At 66.2% G+C, this 15,730-nt stretch carries 15 protein-coding genes; 11 read left to right on the forward strand and 4 right to left on the reverse strand.

Translation table 11 applies throughout. The annotated features are described in order from the left end of the window. Positions 1–21 precede the first annotated feature (21 nt). Both QX132_RS18580 and ftsH read left to right on the forward strand, forming a co-directional pair. Complete coding sequence (locus QX132_RS18580; protein WP_316162280.1) at positions 22–975, forward strand: lipid kinase; 954 nt, start codon at positions 22–24, stop codon at positions 973–975. A 65-nt stretch (positions 976–1,040) separates the two neighbouring features. Continuing rightward, the gene (gene ftsH / locus QX132_RS18585; RefSeq protein ID WP_316162283.1) at positions 1,041–2,888 is read left to right on the forward strand and encodes an ATP-dependent zinc metalloprotease FtsH; all 1,848 of its coding nucleotides are present in this window, start codon (positions 1,041–1,043) and stop codon (positions 2,886–2,888) included. A gap of 258 nt (positions 2,889–3,146) precedes the next feature. On the opposite strand, the gene QX132_RS18590 is transcribed toward ftsH, so the two are convergent. After that, positions 3,147–3,680, reverse strand: a complete 534-nt coding sequence (locus QX132_RS18590) for a cytochrome b (RefSeq protein WP_315737388.1) — start codon at positions 3,678–3,680, stop codon at positions 3,147–3,149. A 380-nt stretch (positions 3,681–4,060) separates the two neighbouring features. Here QX132_RS18590 and QX132_RS18595 point away from each other — a divergent pair, with 380 nt between their 5' ends. Beyond that, positions 4,061–6,496, forward strand: a complete 2,436-nt coding sequence (locus tag QX132_RS18595; RefSeq protein WP_316162284.1) for a DUF2235 domain-containing protein — start codon at positions 4,061–4,063, stop codon at positions 6,494–6,496. A 12-nt stretch (positions 6,497–6,508) separates the two neighbouring features. Here the strand turns inward: QX132_RS18595 and purB are convergent, their stop codons facing one another. Beyond that, positions 6,509–7,819 carry an adenylosuccinate lyase gene (gene purB / locus QX132_RS18600; protein WP_315779787.1) on the reverse strand — a complete coding sequence of 437 codons (1,311 nt, stop codon included), beginning with the start codon at positions 7,817–7,819 and terminating at the stop codon, positions 6,509–6,511. A 280-nt stretch (positions 7,820–8,099) separates the two neighbouring features. Here purB and QX132_RS18605 point away from each other — a divergent pair, with 280 nt between their 5' ends. Together QX132_RS18605 and QX132_RS18610 are read left to right on the forward strand one after the other, a co-directional pair. Then, the gene (locus QX132_RS18605; protein ID WP_315737391.1) at positions 8,100–8,273 is read left to right on the forward strand and encodes a hypothetical protein; all 174 of its coding nucleotides are present in this window, start codon (positions 8,100–8,102) and stop codon (positions 8,271–8,273) included. Next, entirely contained in the window at positions 8,270–8,857 is a 588-nt protein-coding gene (locus QX132_RS18610) for a TetR family transcriptional regulator (RefSeq protein WP_315737392.1), read from the forward strand. Before QX132_RS18605 ends, QX132_RS18610 begins: the two co-directional genes overlap by 4 nt. Before the next feature lie 212 nt (positions 8,858–9,069). On the opposite strand, the gene QX132_RS18615 is transcribed toward QX132_RS18610, so the two are convergent. Both QX132_RS18615 and QX132_RS18620 read right to left on the reverse strand, forming a co-directional pair. Continuing rightward, positions 9,070–9,717 (reverse strand): response regulator transcription factor, encoded by a 648-nt coding sequence (locus tag QX132_RS18615; protein WP_315771064.1) that lies wholly within the window; start codon positions 9,715–9,717, stop codon positions 9,070–9,072. A gap of 10 nt (positions 9,718–9,727) precedes the next feature. Beyond that, on the reverse strand, positions 9,728–11,086 hold the full coding sequence (locus QX132_RS18620; protein ID WP_316162286.1) for a histidine kinase: 1,359 nt from the start codon (positions 11,084–11,086) through the stop codon (positions 9,728–9,730). A gap of 194 nt (positions 11,087–11,280) precedes the next feature. Here QX132_RS18620 and QX132_RS18625 point away from each other — a divergent pair, with 194 nt between their 5' ends. The 6 genes from QX132_RS18625 to QX132_RS18650 all read left to right on the forward strand — a co-directional run. After that, the gene (locus QX132_RS18625; RefSeq protein WP_316162287.1) at positions 11,281–12,060 is read left to right on the forward strand and encodes a MotA/TolQ/ExbB proton channel family protein; all 780 of its coding nucleotides are present in this window, start codon (positions 11,281–11,283) and stop codon (positions 12,058–12,060) included. Beyond that, positions 12,057–12,728: a hypothetical protein gene (locus QX132_RS18630; protein ID WP_315737396.1), complete on the forward strand. Its 672-nt coding sequence runs from the start codon at positions 12,057–12,059 to the stop codon at positions 12,726–12,728. Before QX132_RS18625 ends, QX132_RS18630 begins: the two co-directional genes overlap by 4 nt. After that, on the forward strand, positions 12,725–13,333 hold the full coding sequence (locus tag QX132_RS18635) for a hypothetical protein (RefSeq protein ID WP_315737397.1): 609 nt from the start codon (positions 12,725–12,727) through the stop codon (positions 13,331–13,333). Before QX132_RS18630 ends, QX132_RS18635 begins: the two co-directional genes overlap by 4 nt. Positions 13,334–13,373: 40 nt before the next feature. Beyond that, positions 13,374–13,601: a hypothetical protein gene (locus tag QX132_RS18640; protein ID WP_316162288.1), complete on the forward strand. Its 228-nt coding sequence runs from the start codon at positions 13,374–13,376 to the stop codon at positions 13,599–13,601. A gap of 21 nt (positions 13,602–13,622) precedes the next feature. Then, positions 13,623–14,363, forward strand: coding sequence for a metallophosphoesterase family protein (locus tag QX132_RS18645; RefSeq protein ID WP_315737398.1), 741 nt, complete (start codon positions 13,623–13,625; stop codon positions 14,361–14,363). Positions 14,364–14,366: 3 nt separating this feature from the next. Then, on the forward strand, positions 14,367–15,730 hold a 1,364-nt coding region (locus QX132_RS18650), incomplete at its 3' end, for a bifunctional serine/threonine-protein kinase/universal stress protein (RefSeq protein ID WP_316162289.1).

Consider the following 15,730-nt stretch of genomic DNA (forward strand, 5'->3'; position numbering starts at 1 on the left):
TCTCGTGTACGGGAGACAATCGTGACCACGGGGGGTGACCAGATATCGATCGCGAAGGCGCCGCCGTCGCGATCGGCCGTCGCAACGCGCCGTCTCTTGATGATCATCAACCGCGGCAGCCGCTCCGGCGGCGAGGCCGCGGGCACTGCCGTGTCGCGGCTGAGTGCGGCCGGCTATGATCTCGTGATCTCGGCGCCGCATAGTCCGCGCGAGGTGGCGCCGTGGATCGAAGCCCATGCCGACGATGCGGAGGCGGTCGTCGTCGCCGGGGGGGACGGCAGCCTGAACGCGGCTGCGCCCGCACTGGTCAGGACCGGCCTGCCGCTCGGCATTATTCCAGCCGGCACCGCCAATGACCTTGCCCGCACGCTCGGCCTGCCTGATGACATGGAGGCCGCGGTCGACGTGATCGCCGCCGGCCATCGCCGCCAGATCGATCTCGGCGAGGTCAATGGTCATCCATTCTTCAACGTCGCAAGCCTCGGCTTGAGCGCCGACCTCGCGCGTCAGTTGACCAAGGAGACCAAGCGCCGGTTCGGCCGGCTCGGCTACGCGATCACGGCGCTCAAGGTGCTCACCAATGCGCGGCCGTTCCGGGCCATGATCGTGTCGTCCGACGGCGCGGCGCGCGTCAAGACCTTGCAGATCGCGGTCGGCAACGGCCGCTATTACGGTGGCGGCATGGCCGTCCAGGACAGCGCGGAGATCGACGATTCCCATCTGGATCTCTATTCGCTGGAGATCGGCCGCGTCTGGAAGCTGCTGGCGATGGCCTATGACTTCCGCAAGGGTCGCCACGGCCTGTGGCAGGAGGTGCGGGCCACGCGCGACACATCCTTCGAGATCCGCACGCGGCGTCCGCGCCCGATCAATGCCGATGGCGAGCTCGTCACCTTCACGCCGGCGCGCTTCGGCGTGCTGCCGCGCGCCGTCTCCGTATTCGTCCCCAAGGCCGAAGGGCGGGACCGTGCCTGACGCGATGCGCTTGATCCGCCGTTTGCGGCCGCTCGTTTTCGACTGATCACCCGATTGAGAGACCCATGACCAAGCAGACCCGCTTCAATCTCTGGTACGCGATCGTCGCGATCTTCGTAGCGATGATGATCCACAATGCGTGGACGAGCTATCGCCAGGTCGCCGTCATTCCCTACAGTCAATTCCAGGATCTCCTGTCCGCCGGCAAGGTGAAGGAGGTCGGCGTCTCCGAGAACTATCTGGAAGGCACGCTGAAGGAGCCGCTGCCCAGCGGCCAGTCGCGCTTCGCGACGACGCGCGTCGACCAGGAGTTCGCCAAGGAGCTCAGCAAGGCCAACGTGACGTTCACCGGCCGCGTCGAGAGCAACATCCTCGGCGACATTCTCTCGCTGGTGATGCCGATCGCGCTGTTCTTCGGCGTCTGGTACTGGCTGTCGCGCCGGATGATGGGCGGTGCCGGCGGGCTCGGCGGCGGCCTGATGCAGATCGGCAAGAGCAAGGCCAAGGTCTACGTCGAATCCAACACCGGCGTCCGCTTCGACGACGTCGCCGGCGTCGACGAGGCCAAGGACGAGCTGCGCGAGATCGTCTCGTTCCTGAAGGATCCGAAATCCTATGGTCGTCTCGGCGGCCGCATGCCGAAGGGCGTGCTGCTGGTCGGCCCGCCCGGCACCGGCAAGACGCTGCTCGCCAAGGCGGTGGCCGGCGAGGCCGGCGTGCCGTTCTTCTCGATCTCCGGCTCGGAGTTCGTCGAAATGTTCGTCGGCGTCGGTGCGGCGCGCGTGCGCGACCTGTTCGAGCAGGCCCGCGCCAAGGCGCCCGCCATCATCTTCATCGACGAGCTCGATGCGCTCGGCCGCGCCCGCGGCATGGGCCCGTTCGCCGGCGGCCATGACGAGAAGGAGCAGACGCTCAACCAGCTGCTGGTCGAGCTCGACGGCTTCGATTCCTCGACGGGTCTGGTGCTGCTGGCGGCGACCAACCGGCCCGAGATTCTCGATCCGGCGCTGCTGCGCGCCGGCCGCTTCGACCGCCAGGTGCTGGTCGACCGGCCCGACAAGCCGGGCCGCATCCAGATCCTGCAGGTGCATCTGAAGAAGGCCAAGCTCGCCGCCGACGTCGATCCGGAGAAGGTGGCCGCGCTGACGCCGGGCTTCACCGGCGCCGATCTCGCCAACCTCGTCAACGAGGCGACCTTGCTGGCAACGCGGCGCGGCGGCGACGAGGTCAGGCTCGACGACTTCAACAACGCGATCGAGCGCATCGTCGCCGGCCTGGAGAAGCGCAACCGGCTGCTCAATCCGAAGGAGCGCGAGATCGTCGCCTATCACGAGATGGGGCATGCGATCGTTGCGATGAGCCTGCCGGGCACCGATCCCGTGCACAAGGTTTCGATCATTCCGCGCGGCGTCGGCGCGCTCGGCTATACCATCCAGCGTCCGACCGAAGATCGCTTCCTGATGACGCGCGAGGAGCTCGAGAACAAGATGGCGGTGCTGCTCGGCGGCCGCGCCGCGGAGCTCGTGGTCTACGGCCATCTGTCGACAGGCGCCGCCGACGATCTGCGCCGCGTCACCGACATCGCGCGCTCGATGGTGACCCGCTACGGCATGTCGGAGCAGTTGGGCTCGGTCGCCTACGAGCGCGACAACCAGTCCTTCCTTGCGCCGGGCGTCTCACGCAGCGCCGACTATGGCGAGGCCGCGGGCGATGCGATCGACGCCGAGGTGCGGGCGATCGTGACGAACGCGCTGGAGCGCACCCGCAAGCTGCTGCAGGACAAGCGCGACGTGCTGGAGCGCGCCGCGCGTCGGCTGCTGGTCAAGGAGACGCTCGACGAGAGCGAGCTGGCCTCGCTGATGAAACAGGACCAGCGCGCCGGCGATCTGGTTGCGGCGGCGAAGCCGATGTAGTTGGTGCTGTGTAGGGTGGGCAAAGGCGCAGCCGTGCTCATTCTACGAGCGAGATCGTGAAGGCGCCGTGCCCACCATCTGATCGCTTGCTCTGCCGCACGACGGTGGGCACGCTGCCGCCTGACGGCGACTGCTTTGCCCACCCTACGAAGGCGCAGCGTGTTGACCTCGTAGCCCGGATGAGCGGAGCGATATCCGGGGTCTCCAACGCTGCTTGCGATGAACCCGGATGTCGCTGCGCTCATCCGGGCTACGCGCTCACCGCCGCGGCCACATCCGGGCCAATGTCTCGTCCTTCTTGACGAACTCATGCCAGAGCGTGGCGGCGATGTGCAGGCCGACGACGAGATAGACCACATAGGCCAGCGCGTCGTGCGTGATCTCGCCGGCCTGCGCGATCGTCTTGTCGCCGGCGAACAGGCGCGGCCAGCTGAACGTCCAGAAGTAGCGCAGCGAGTAGCCGCCGGCCGACGAGAACATGTAGCCGGTGACGGGCATGACCAGAAGCAGCGCATAGAGCGTCCAATGATTGAGCTGCGACAGCGCGCGGACGATCGGGCCGAAGGCGGCCGGAGCTGCCGGGGCCGTCGTGCGAGCCCGCACGATCAGACGGAGAATGGCGAGCAGAAACAGCGTGACGCCGAGCGACTTGTGGATTTCCAGCAACTCGCGCCGCGGCGATGTCCCGGCCGGCTGCAGGCCGCAATAGAGTCCGATCAGCATGGCTGCAATGAACAGCAGCGCCGTTGCCCAATGGATCCGTCGCAGCAGAGGATCATAGGTCGCCGGCATGTGGGTGTCTCGTCGATGGGGGAGCAGGACGACCTGCATAGGGCCTCGTCTGGTCGGTGTCGAAGGATCGGAGGTCGACGACGAGATGTCGGACAACCGCACAAAGGTATCTGCTGATCATTTTTGAGTGATTCCATGCGTGCCGCTCTGTCAGTCGCGCCTCCGGTGATCCCTGGGGCGCGCCGACCCGGCCTGCGGGGGGCTCGATACGCCGTCCCCCGTTCGATGTCTGCATCGGATCAAGCGACGATGTTGCCTTGCGGATGACGGGCGGTGCTGAGAACTGAGCGGGTGTCCTGCAGGCTCGCGCAGGGATTGCGCCTTGATTTTCTTGCAATTGCGGACCAATCTCCCTGCCGGCATTCTGGTCGGGGGGCCTCGTGTCCAATCCTGTTGCAAAGAACATCGTGCTGTTGTCGGACGGGACCGGCAACAGCGCCAAGGCCGTGTTCAAGACCAATGTCTGGCGGCTGTTCCAGCTGCTGGACCTGCGCGATCCGCGCCGGCAAGTCGCCTTCTACGACGATGGCGTCGGAACGTCCTCCTTCAAGCTGTTCGCAGCCCTCGGCGGCGTCTTCGGCTTCGGCCTGAAGCGGAATGCGATTGCGATCTACAGCTTCTGCTGCCGCAACTACAAGCCGGGCGACCGCATCTATTGCTTCGGCTTCAGCCGCGGCGCGTTCACGATCCGCATCGTGGCGGCGATGATCGCGGGTCAGGGCCTCGTCGCTTACAACAACAATGAGGCCGACCTCGCGCGCTTCGCTGCGGACGCCTATCGCCGCTATCGTCGCCGCTACAACACCGGACTTCTCAGATATCTCGGCAAGATCGGCCTGGACCTCCGCAAATGGCGCGATGGAGGGATCAAGCTGCTGCGCAGGCTGCAGGGCGTTGCGCCCGAGGCGCCGCCGGCGATCGAGGTCGAGAGCGTGCATTTCGTCGGCATTTGGGACACCGTTGACGCCTATGGCGGGCCGATCGAGGAGATGACGCGCGCCATCGACTATTGGATCTGGCCGCTGTCGATGCCGGACCAGTTCATGAATTCAAAGATCCATCGTGCTTGCCACGCGCTCGCGATCGAGGAGGAGCGTGACGCCTTCCGCCCGGTGATCTGGGACGAACGCTATGTGTGGGGACGGGACGATGCTGTCCCGGGCCGCGGTGACAAGAAGGACTGGCTGTTCGGCATCGACCACGATCCGCGCAGCGCGGCTGCGAAACTGGCCGAGCCGCCGCCGCATCTGCGCACCGACCTGCCGCCACGTGACCGCGAGCGCATCAGCCAGGTGTGGTTTACCGGCGTGCATTCCGACATCGGCGGCGGCTATCCGCAGGATGGCCTTTCCTATGTGACGCTCGATTGGATGCTCGACCGCGCCCAGGCCTATGGTCTCGTCTATCTCGACGGGCGGCGCAGGCTACTCTACGATCCCGAGATCGATCCGCTCGATACGCTGAACGACTCACGCAAGGGGTTGGCTGCCTATTACCGCTACAAGCCGCGCAATCTGCGCGAAATCTATGAAGCGCCGCCCTACAAGCTATCGCTCCGGTACGATGTCAGTCGCATCAAGTGGCTGCTTCATTCGCCGTTCAAGGCCCAGACCGGGCTTCTTGCTGACGATCTGCATCCGAGCCTTCCGCAGCCGCCCTTGCCGCCGGTGAAGCCGACCATTCACCGCACGGTGTTCGAGCGCATCCAGTCGGGTCCCGATCATTATGCACCGGTGGTCGTACCCGCCAGCTACCGCGTCACGGATGAGACCGATACGCCGGTCGATGCGCCGCATCCGCTCGATCGCGGGCACGCGCGGACGCGGGTGCAGGACGATGTCTGGAACTGGGTCTGGCTGCGCCGCGTGGTCTATTTCGCCACCATGTTCGCGCTGCTGTTCGTCGCGGCGATCCCATATTTCGTCATCTATTGGCCGCGCGTGCTTTATGAGCCCTTGCATGGGCTGGTAAATCCGCTGGTCAACGGAGCGGCAGCCTTCCTGCCAAAATTTCTCGACCCATGGTTCGTCGCGTTTCGGGATTCGCCGGGTTTGCTGGTGGTCGGTGTGGCCGCTGCGCTCGGCTTGACGGCGTGCGGCACCTCACTGCAGCGAACGATCCGCGACGCCGCACGCATCGCCTGGAACGATCCATCCCGGCACAAGCCGGTGACCGGCTGGCGCGCGACGGTTTATTCGCTGCGACGCCAGGGCTGGTACATCGCCGGTTTCTACGTCCTGAAATCGTGGATCTTCCCGACCGCCATCATGTTCTGGCTGTTCTGGTGGCTGGCGTTCGGCGCGGCCAACACGGCCGGTCTGTTCTGCAAGGCAACACTGAGGCCGACCGAGGTCAACGAGACAGAGATCGGGGCATGGCATAATGGAAGTATCCGGCCGTTGTTCGAGACGCGCCACCATTGCTATCCGACAGCGCTTAGCGTGGCGCAGGACGAGACGTATCAGATCACGCTCGATGTCGGAGAGGGATGGAGCGACGGCAGCATCCCTGCATCCCCGGCCGGCTTTGGTTACGGGACCTGGACGCAGCTACCGGGCGTGCCGTTCAAGCGGCTGATCTGGTCGAACTGGTTCGCGCCCATCGTACGGGTGGGCAGCACGGGATTGGAGGAGCATCTCCCCACCTTCCGACCCGAAGCACCCGGCAGTAGCCGCTGGACGGCCGAGTTCACCGCACGCAGCGATGGGGAGGTGTTCGTCTACGTCAACGACACCTCCATCCTGTTTCCTTGGTTGTTGTATCGATTCTATTTCAACAACAAGGGCAATGCGGCCGTCTCGCTGAAGAAGCTGTAACGGCGCGCGCCGTCACTCGGCGCTGCCGAACACGCGCCGGAAGATCGTGTCGACGTGCTTGAGGTGGTAGCCGAGGTCGAATTGCTCGTCGATCTCGGCGTCGGTGAGATACTTCTTCACCTCGGCGTCCGCCTTGAGCAGGGTACGGAAGTCGCCTTCGCCGCGCCATACCGGCATCGCGTTGCGCTGGACCAGCTTGTAGGAGTCCTCGCGGCTCGCCCCCTTCTGGGTCAGCGCGATCAGCACGCGCTGCGAGTGCACGAGGCCGCCGAGGCGGTCGAGGTTCTTTTCCATGTTGGCGGGATAGACCAGCAGCTTCTCGACCAGGCCGGCGAGGCGCACCAGCGCGAAGTCGAGCGTCACGGTGGCGTCGGGACCGATCATGCGCTCGACCGAGGAATGCGAGATGTCGCGCTCGTGCCAGAGCACGACGTTCTCCATCGCCGGCGTCACATAGGCGCGCACCATGCGGGCGAGGCCGGTGAGGTTTTCCGACAGCACCGGGTTGCGCTTGTGCGGCATCGCGGAGGAGCCCTTCTGTCCCTCCGAGAAGAATTCCTCGGCTTCCAGCACCTCGGTGCGCTGCAGGTGGCGGACTTCGGTCGCAAAGCGTTCGACGGAGGAGGCGATCACGCCGAGGGTGGCAAAGAACATCGCGTGGCGGTCACGCGGAATCACCTGGGTGGAGATCGGCTCGGGCGACAGGCCCATCGCCTTGGCGACGTGCTCCTCCACCCGCGGATCGATCTGGGCGAAGGTGCCGACGGCGCCGGAAATCGCGCAGGTCGCGACCTCCTTCCGAGCGGCGACCAGGCGCTCGCGCGCGCGGGAGAATTCCGCATAGGCATAAGCGAGCTTGAGGCCGAACGTCACCGGCTCGGCATGGATGCCGTGCGAGCGGCCGATGGTCGGCGTCATCTTGTGCTCGAAGGCGCGCGTCTTCAGCGCCGCCAGCACGCGGTCGAGATCGGCGAGCAGCAGGTCGGCGGCGCGGGTGAGCTGGACGTTGAGGCAGGTGTCGAGCACGTCCGACGACGTCATGCCCTGGTGCACGAAGCGCGCCTCGGGGCCGACGATCTCGGCGAGATGGGTCAGGAAGGCGATGACGTCGTGCTTGGTCTCGCGCTCGATCTCGTCGATGCGGGCGACGTCGAAGGTGGCGTCCTTGGCCTTGGCCCAGATCGTCTTGGCCGCGTCCTTCGGGATCACGCCGAGCTGCGCCAACGCGTCCGCCGCATGCGCCTCGATCTCGAACCAGATCTTGAACCGGGTCTGCGGCTCCCAGATCGAGGCCATTTCGGGACGGGTATAGCGGGGGATCATCGACGGCGCTCCGAGGCGGGAGGGAAGGTGGGCGGGACCGGGCGTCCACGCCAGCATTTTACGCCGCGCTTTACCAGAGCGGCCGGATCGACACAAACGGCGGTCTTTCCGCTCGGCCGGTGCGATCGAGGTGGATTATGATACCGTTAAAAAAAATCGCGCTGACAGATATTGAAATCTGTCAGCGCGATGGTGTATGTCTCTGCCGCTGTCATGCTGAAGATCAACTTGCACTGTCTGACCATGGGTTCAGCGGTTTCAACTGCGAAGGACCGCTTCGATGAAGATTGAAAAGCGATTGTTGCACTCACAATTTCAGGACTGGCTGAATCACCAGGTCGCGCGTCACCTGGAGACCCAGGCAGCCAAATTCCGCGCGCCGTCGTCCGCCGATCGAGCCGAGACGATCCAGATCAAGGCGCATACGTCCGACACCGATATGGTGCACGCATGAATGAGGCCGTGGTTCTGACATCCGAGCGCATCCTCGAAGTCACCGAGGACGTGTTGCGCCGTTACGGGCTCGCCAAAGCGACGGTCGTCGACGTCGCGAGAGCGCTCGATGTCAGCCACGGCTCCGTTTATCGTCACTTCCCCAGCAAGGCGTCGCTGCGCGAGGCGGTGGCGCGGCGCTGGCTCGAGCGGGTCAGCGCGCCGCTGGCGCAGATCGCGGCCGAGCCGGGACCCGCGCCGGCGAAACTGGAGCGCTGGCTGCGCGAGCTGTTCGGCGCCAAGCAGAAGCGGGTCTGTGAAGATCCGGAGATGTTCGCGACCTATCTCACCCTGGCGCGCGAGGCGTGCTCGGTGGTCAAGGCGCACAAGCAGCACCTGATCGCCCAGGTCGAGGGCATGATCGCGGAGGGGGTCGCGCAGGGGACGTTCCACGTCACTGATCCCAAGACCGCGGCCGCGGCGATCTTCGACGCGACGAGAAGTTTTCACCATCCCGCCCATGCCGACGAGTGGGGCGAGTGCACCTGTCAGGCCCGGGTCGATGCCGTGCTGACCCTGCTGCTCCGTGGACTTCAGGCGCGCTAGGCGCGCCTAGCCCGCATGAGCGCAGCGACATGCGGGTTCACACAGCTCGTAGGTGGGCAAAGGCGCGTTGCACGACATCGGCTTGGGCCGAGATCGCGCGCGCCGTGCCTACCGTCGATCAGCGAACTCATCAGTTTGATGGTGGGCACGGCGCCACTGCTGGCTCGCATGCGGCGACAGCACGGCAGCGCCTTTGCCCACCCTACGGCAGCCTACAGATTCGTCAGCCCGCTGGTCACCGCCAGACGCACCAGCTGCGCATCCGTCTGCAATCCCGTCTTGGCCTTCACCAGATAATGATAGTTCTGCACCGTCTTGACGCTGAGGTGCAGGTTGGCGGCGATCTGCTCGGTGGTCAGGCCCGACGCGAACTGGCGCAGGATTTCGATCTCACGCTCGCCGAGCCGGTCGAGCACGGTCTGCTGCGGATCAAGACTGTCAGCGGCCAGCACGTGGGCGACGTCGTCGCTGAGCGCGCGCTCGCCGTTGATGACCATGCGGATGGCGCGGACCAGCGCCGACGGCTCGCTGCTCTTGGTGACGAAGCCGCTCGCGCCGGCGGCGAACGCCGCCTTCACCAGCGGCGCCTCGCCATGCATCGAGAACACGAGGATGCAGGCGCGGTTGTCGCGGGCGCGGATGTTGCGGATCGCCTCCAGCCCGCTGGCGCCCTTCATTGAGATGTCGAGCACGACCACGTCGGGCGCATGCGCCTTGAACGCGGCATAGGCCGCCGCGGCGCTGTCGGCCTCTGCGATGACTCGAAACCCGTCCTGGCTCTCCAGCACGCGGCGATAGCCTTGCCGGACCACCGGGTGGTCGTCGACCAGCAGGATCGAAATGCCTGTGCGCTCGGGCATCCCGGTTGTCTCAGGCGGCCAGTGGAATTGTCGCGGAGACGCTGAGCCCGCGCGCGGCCGGTCCGATCGACAGCGAGCCGCCGACCGCGGCGATGCGCTCGCGGATTCCGGTCAGGCCGAAGCCGCTCGATTGCGCCAGCAGGGTCGCATCGCCGCCGCCGTCGTCCTCGACCGAGATCACGAGCGCACTGTCTGGACCCTGACGGCGCTCGACCCGCAACGACACCTCGCTCGCACTGGTGTGGCGCAGGGCGTTGGTCAGGCACTCCTGCGCCATGCGATAGGCGGTGACCGCGACCGGGCCCTGGATGTCGGCGAGGTCGCCGTGGAGGTCGAGCCGGATCGCGGGCCGCGCGGCATGCTGATAGTTCTCGGTCAGCGCGATCAGGCCTGCGGCGAGGCCGAGCTCCTCGGTGAGCGGACGGCGCAGCCGGCTCAAGGTGCCGCGCAGGCACGCCATCAGATGGCTGACGGACTGCGTAATCATCCGTGCATCCTGGGCGACCTGATCGTTGCGGCCGCTGCCGGCGCTCTCGATCGTCGAGGCAAAGGCGAGGATCGCCGTGAGGTTCTGCCCGAACTCGTCGTGCAGCTCGCGCGCCAGCGCCCGCCGCTCCTCGTCGCGGATGTCGAGCAGGCGCTCGGTCAGCGCGGCGCGCTGCTCGTTGGCCTGCGCCAGCCGGTCGCCGAGCTCGCCGACGGCGCGGCCGATCATGGCGAGCTCCATCGAGCGGAAGCGCGGCAGCGCGGGGCGGTGGTCGCCCTCGGCCATCCGCTGCAGCGCCTGGACGATGCTGCGCGCCGGCGCCAGCGCATGCGCGATCGCCAGCGAGGCCAGCACGCCGATCGCGATCGCCATCGCCAGCGCCACACCAAAGCTGTCCTGGATGCGCAGCCAGGCGAGCTGGATCGCCGCATCGGGATCGGCGATCGCCGAGACGGTTCCCGCTGTCGTGGCGCGCGCGCTGATCGGCTGCGCGACCGCGGCGTGATCGCCGAGGATGGCTTCCACGGCGCCTGAGAACCAGCGCGGCGGCGCGGCGCCGAGGCCCTTGCTCTGGCCGCACAGCGGCTTCTCGAACGCTGCCTCGGGCTTGAGCTGGACGCAGATGCCGGGCGCGATCAGCTTCATGGTCTCGGTCGTGCGCCAGTCGGGCAGCGGCAGCAGCCGCTCCCGCGACCGGTTGCTGCGCAGCAGCAGCTCACGCCAATACAACGCCTCCAGCGCCTGGGAGACCCGGTCGGCCGATGCCGCGGTGGCGCGGTCGACGCTGCGATAGGCGTCGACGGTGACCCATACGGCCGCGGCGGCCAGACACAGCAGCACGATCAGCGCGAGGCGCGCAATGAGCTGGAGCACGAGACGCATGCGATCCTCTCCACGGCTTTTGCCGCAGCGTAACAATGGGATGGTGCTCCGCCAAGCAAATGCACTGCAGCAAGCGACAGGTTGGGAAATTTTCCCGAGAGCCTCGAGGCAGATGTCTTTGGACGCTGTTCCGCCGCTCTGCTTAACTCCTCTGCGAAGCGCCGAACGAAACGGCGCGCATCGGGAGTTCATGCATGAGCGTGGTCAGCAGTGCCGAACGAGTGGAACCTGCGCGCGACGCAGCCGAGCGCGGGCCGCTGCTGCTCTGGATGATCTTCACCGGCCTCACGATATTCGCCGCCGTGGTGCTCGCCCGCTACGGCTATTTCCACCTGATGGTCGCCTCCGACCGCACCTACATCTCCAGCGTCATCGCCGTGCTCTACGTCGCCACGTGCTGCCATTGCTTCTGGCGCACCAGAGCGATCGCGCGCGAGGCGGATGCAGCGCGGCGCTGCCGCGCCGTGCTGATCGGACCCGACGCGGCGCGCGCGCTCGAACCTGATGCACAACTGCTCCCCAAGGGGCTCGTCACCAACCACATCCGCAGCCTCGTCACCAAGGCGCAAACGCAAGGAGCAGGGCGGCTCGACCAGACGCTGCTACTGCGCACCTTGGCCGACCGCCTGCGCGGCTCCAACGGCTTCGGTGGCTTCGCCTCCGACACGCTGATGAAGCTCGGCCTGCTCGGCACCATCATCGGCTTCATCATCATGCTGGCGCCGATCGCCGGCCTCGACGTCAACGATAAGCTCGCGATGAAATCGTCGATGGGGCTGATGAGCGACGGCATGGCGATTGCCATGTACACGACGCTCGCCGGGCTCGTCGGCTCGATTCTGGTGCGCATCCAGTACTACATGCTCGATGCGGCGACGGGACGGATGTTCTCGGACGCCGTCATGCTGACGGAGACGCGGGTGACGCCGCGGCTCGAGCGCGCGATGGATCTCGCGCCGGAGCAGGTCGCATGATGGACGATTTCGGACTCTATCCGCGCGAGGAGCAGTTCGACCCGTTCAGCGTGATGCTGTTCAAGGCGCTGCAGATCGTCGCGTTCTTCTTCTTCATCGCGGTGCTCGCGATCTCGCCGGACGCCAAGGACGGCAAGGTCGACAGCAAGGCTGAATTCCTGATCACGATGGACTGGCCCGACAACCATCCGGATGATCTCGACCTGTTCGTGCAGGATCCCGTCGGCAACATTGCCTGGTATCGGCATCGCGAGGCCGGCTTCCTCACGCTCGACCGCGACGACCGCGGCGGCGCCAACGATTTCATCCTGGTCAACGGTCTGAAGATCCCGTCGCCGATCCGCGAGGAGATCGTCACCGTCAGAGGCATCGTCGCCGGCGAATACACGGTCAACATCTCGCATTTCCAGAACGTCAGCGGCGCGCCGGTCGAGGCCACGGTGAAGGTGCAGAAGCTCAACCCGACCGCGCAGGTGATCTTCGACGACAAGGTCGTGCTCGACCATTCCGGCGACGAGAAGACGGCGCTGCGCTTCAAGCTCAATGCCGAGGGCAAGGTGATCGACGTGCAGCGCCGGCCGAAATCGCTCTTGGAGACGTTCCGCAGCAATTGGCGCAACGGCGCCGATATCGATCCCAAGACCGGCGTCAGGATGCTCAGGCCATGACGAGCAATCTGCAGACCGTCATCGTCACCCTGTCCGTGTGCTACGCGCTGATCGGCGCGCTGCTGCTGCTGGTGCTGGTCTATGCCCGGCTGCCGTGGCAGGCCAAGGCGGTCGCCGTGGTCATCACCAGCGCGTTCTATGTCGGCAGCTTCGTCGGCGCCCGCGGCCTGCTCGGCTGGGCCAGCGTCGACCGGCTGCCGAGGAGCTTCAAGGTGCTGCAGGTGCGGATCGTCGATCCGCACTCCGTCGAGGGCGATCCCGGCACGGTCTATCTATGGGTCGAGGCGCTCGACGACGACAACCGTCCGAGCGGCGTGCCGCGCGCCTATCGTATCCCCTACAGCGACACACTTGCCGACAAGGCCCAGCACGCCGCCGACCAGATCGCGGCCGGCCATCCGCAGGGCGGCCGCGCCGCCGATTTCGGCACCGGCGACGGCGGGGTCATCGATGCCGCGCGCGAATACATTCTGCCGAAGACGATCATCGAGACCGCCGGCGGTGATCCCTCCACCGGCGAGTTCAAGGCCGCCAAGACCGCCGGCGACGGCGTCTCGTTCACACCACTGCTGCCGCCGCGCATGCCGCCGAAGGACGAGCAGTAGGCGGCTGCAGCCGTATCCTCCGCGTGAAGCGAGCGCGCGAATGATGGCGGGCATCGAGACGTTCCTGGCACGGCGCCTCGAGCTCAAGGTCAACAAGGCCAAGAGTGCGGTCGCCAGACCGAACCACCGCAACGTCCTGGGCTTCAGCTTTACCCAGGGAAGGAAAGCCGCACCGGCGCATCGCAGGGGACCTGCAACGCTGACATTCCGCATCTCTCCGCCTATCTTGTTTGATGTTCCTCAAGTCTCGTGCGACCACGGCCGCTAGCTTGACAACCGGAGGAAACGGGTGCTGCTGGCGATTTTGACCGACATCCATGCCAATCGGCAGGCCTTTGCAGCCTGCCTCGAGGCGGCGCGTGCGCGTGGCGCGGACCGCCTCATCTGTCTCGGCGACATCGTCGGCTATGGCGCCGATCCGGAATGGTCGGTCGACACCGTCATGGAGATCGTCGCCGGTGGCGGGCTGGCGGTGCGCGGCAATCATGACAATGCGGTCTCGGTCGCGAGTGAGACCATGAATGCCGAGGCGCAGGCGGCGATGGAGTGGACGCGCGGGCGGCTCAGCGCCGAGCAGCGCCGCTTTCTCGCCGAGCTGCCGATGAGCATCGGTGACGACGACCGGCTGTTCGTGCATGCGGAGGCCTCGAGCCCGCCGCGCTGGCGCTATGTGCAGTCGTCGGCCGACGCGGCCCGCAGCATGATCGCGACCGAGGCGCAGGTGACGTTCTGTGGCCACATCCATCGTCCCGCGCTGTATTCGATGTCCGCGACCGCGAAGATGACGAGCTTCACCCCGACCGCCAACATGCCCATTCAGCTGTTGCGCGGCCGGCAATGGCTGGCCGTGGTCGGCTCGGTCGGCCAGCCGCGCGACGGTGATCCTGCCGCGTCGTTCGTGACCTTCGACACCAAGACCCGCGAGCTGACCTATTGCCGTGTGCCCTATGACGTCGAGGCTGCGGCGCAGCGCATTCGCGACAACGGCCTGCCGCCCTGGCTGGCGCAGCGGCTCTCGATGGGGCGATAGAACATGCCGAGGTCAAAGCTTCAGCCGGGCGTCGTGATCGACGGCTTCACGGTCGGCGAATGCGTGCATTCCGGCGGCATGGCGACGTTGTGGAGCGTCACCCGTCCGGATATCGACCGGCCGATCCTGATGAAGGTGCCGCGCGTCTCCGAGGGCGAGGACCCCGCGGCGATCGTCAGCTTCGAGATGGAGCAGATGATCCTGCCAAGACTGTCGGGACCGCACGTGCCGGCCTGTTTCGGCACCGGCGATTTCGCCACCCAGGCCTATGTGGTGATCGAGCAAATTCCGGGCGAGACGCTGTACAAGCGGCTGCCCGAGCTGCCACTGGCTTACGAGGAGACGCGGGTGCTGGTCGCGAAGATCGCGACGGCGCTCGCCGACATTCACCGGCAGCACGTGATCCATCACGACATCAAGCCATCGAGCATCATGTTCCGGCCGTCAGGGGAGGCGGTGTTGATCGACTACGGCCTGTCCTGCCATAGGCACCTGCCGGATCTCTTGCAGGAGGAATTCCGCCTGCCTTACGGCACCGCGCCCTACATGGCGCCCGAGCGCATGATGGGGACGCGCAGCGATCCGCGCAGCGACATTTTTTCACTCGGCGTGCTGCTCTATTTCTTCACCACCGGCGTGCGGCCGTTCGGCGAGAGCGAGACCCTGCGCGGCATGCGCCGGCGTCTCTGGCGCGATCCCTATCCGCCGCGACAATTGAAGCCGGACTATCCACCGTGGCTGCAGGAGATCGTGCTGCGCTGTCTCGAGATCGAGTCGGTGTGGCGCTACCCGACCGCGGCGCAACTCGCCTTCGATCTCGGCCATCCCGACCAGGTCAAGCTCACGGCGCGTTCGGCGAAGGTGACGCGCGATCCGATCACCACGGTGTGGCGCCGCCGCTTCAACCGCGGCCTGGTGCAGCCGGAACAGAAATCATCCGACGTCGCGGTGCAGATCGCCTCCAGCCCGATCGTGGCGGTCGCGATCGACACCGTGGAAGGCGGCGAGGAGCTCAACGGCGCGCTGCGGCTTACGGCGCAGCGCATCCTCGCCACCTTGCCCGCGGCGCGGCTCGCCTGCGTCAACGTGCTGAAGCTCGGGCGCCTCACCATCGACCGCACCCTGGACGAGGAGGGCAACAACAAGCACATCGACCGCATGGTCGCGCTGAAGCACTGGGCGACGCCGCTCAAGCTCGACACGAGCCGGCTGACGGTGCACGTGCTGGAGGCCGTCGATCCGGCCGCCGCCATCATCGAGTTCGCCGAGGCCAACCAGGTCGACCACATCATCATCGGCGCCCGCCGCGATTCCGTACTGCGCTCACTGCTCGGCAGCGTCTCGGCGAAGGTCGCCGCGGAGGCGGG

Source organism: Bradyrhizobium sp. SZCCHNRI20481, from assembly GCF_032485055.1.
Taxonomy (GTDB): domain Bacteria; phylum Pseudomonadota; class Alphaproteobacteria; order Rhizobiales; family Xanthobacteraceae; genus Bradyrhizobium.

Coding starts and splice junctions, on each gene's coding strand:
- ftsH (WP_316162283.1), top strand. CDS start 1,041: ATGACCAAGCAGACCCGCTTCAATCTCTGGTACGCGATCGTCGCGATC.
- QX132_RS18590 (WP_315737388.1), bottom strand. CDS start 3,680: ATGCCGGCGACCTATGATCCTCTGCTGCGACGGATCCATTGGGCAACG.
- purB (WP_315779787.1), bottom strand. CDS start 7,819: ATGATCCCCCGCTATACCCGTCCCGAAATGGCCTCGATCTGGGAGCCG.
- QX132_RS18605 (WP_315737391.1), top strand. CDS start 8,100: ATGAAGATTGAAAAGCGATTGTTGCACTCACAATTTCAGGACTGGCTG.
- QX132_RS18610 (WP_315737392.1), top strand. CDS start 8,270: ATGAATGAGGCCGTGGTTCTGACATCCGAGCGCATCCTCGAAGTCACC.
- QX132_RS18615 (WP_315771064.1), bottom strand. CDS start 9,717: ATGCCCGAGCGCACAGGCATTTCGATCCTGCTGGTCGACGACCACCCG.
- QX132_RS18620 (WP_316162286.1), bottom strand. CDS start 11,086: ATGCGTCTCGTGCTCCAGCTCATTGCGCGCCTCGCGCTGATCGTGCTG.
- QX132_RS18625 (WP_316162287.1), top strand. CDS start 11,281: ATGAGCGTGGTCAGCAGTGCCGAACGAGTGGAACCTGCGCGCGACGCA.
- QX132_RS18630 (WP_315737396.1), top strand. CDS start 12,057: ATGATGGACGATTTCGGACTCTATCCGCGCGAGGAGCAGTTCGACCCG.
- QX132_RS18635 (WP_315737397.1), top strand. CDS start 12,725: ATGACGAGCAATCTGCAGACCGTCATCGTCACCCTGTCCGTGTGCTAC.
- QX132_RS18640 (WP_316162288.1), top strand. CDS start 13,374: ATGATGGCGGGCATCGAGACGTTCCTGGCACGGCGCCTCGAGCTCAAG.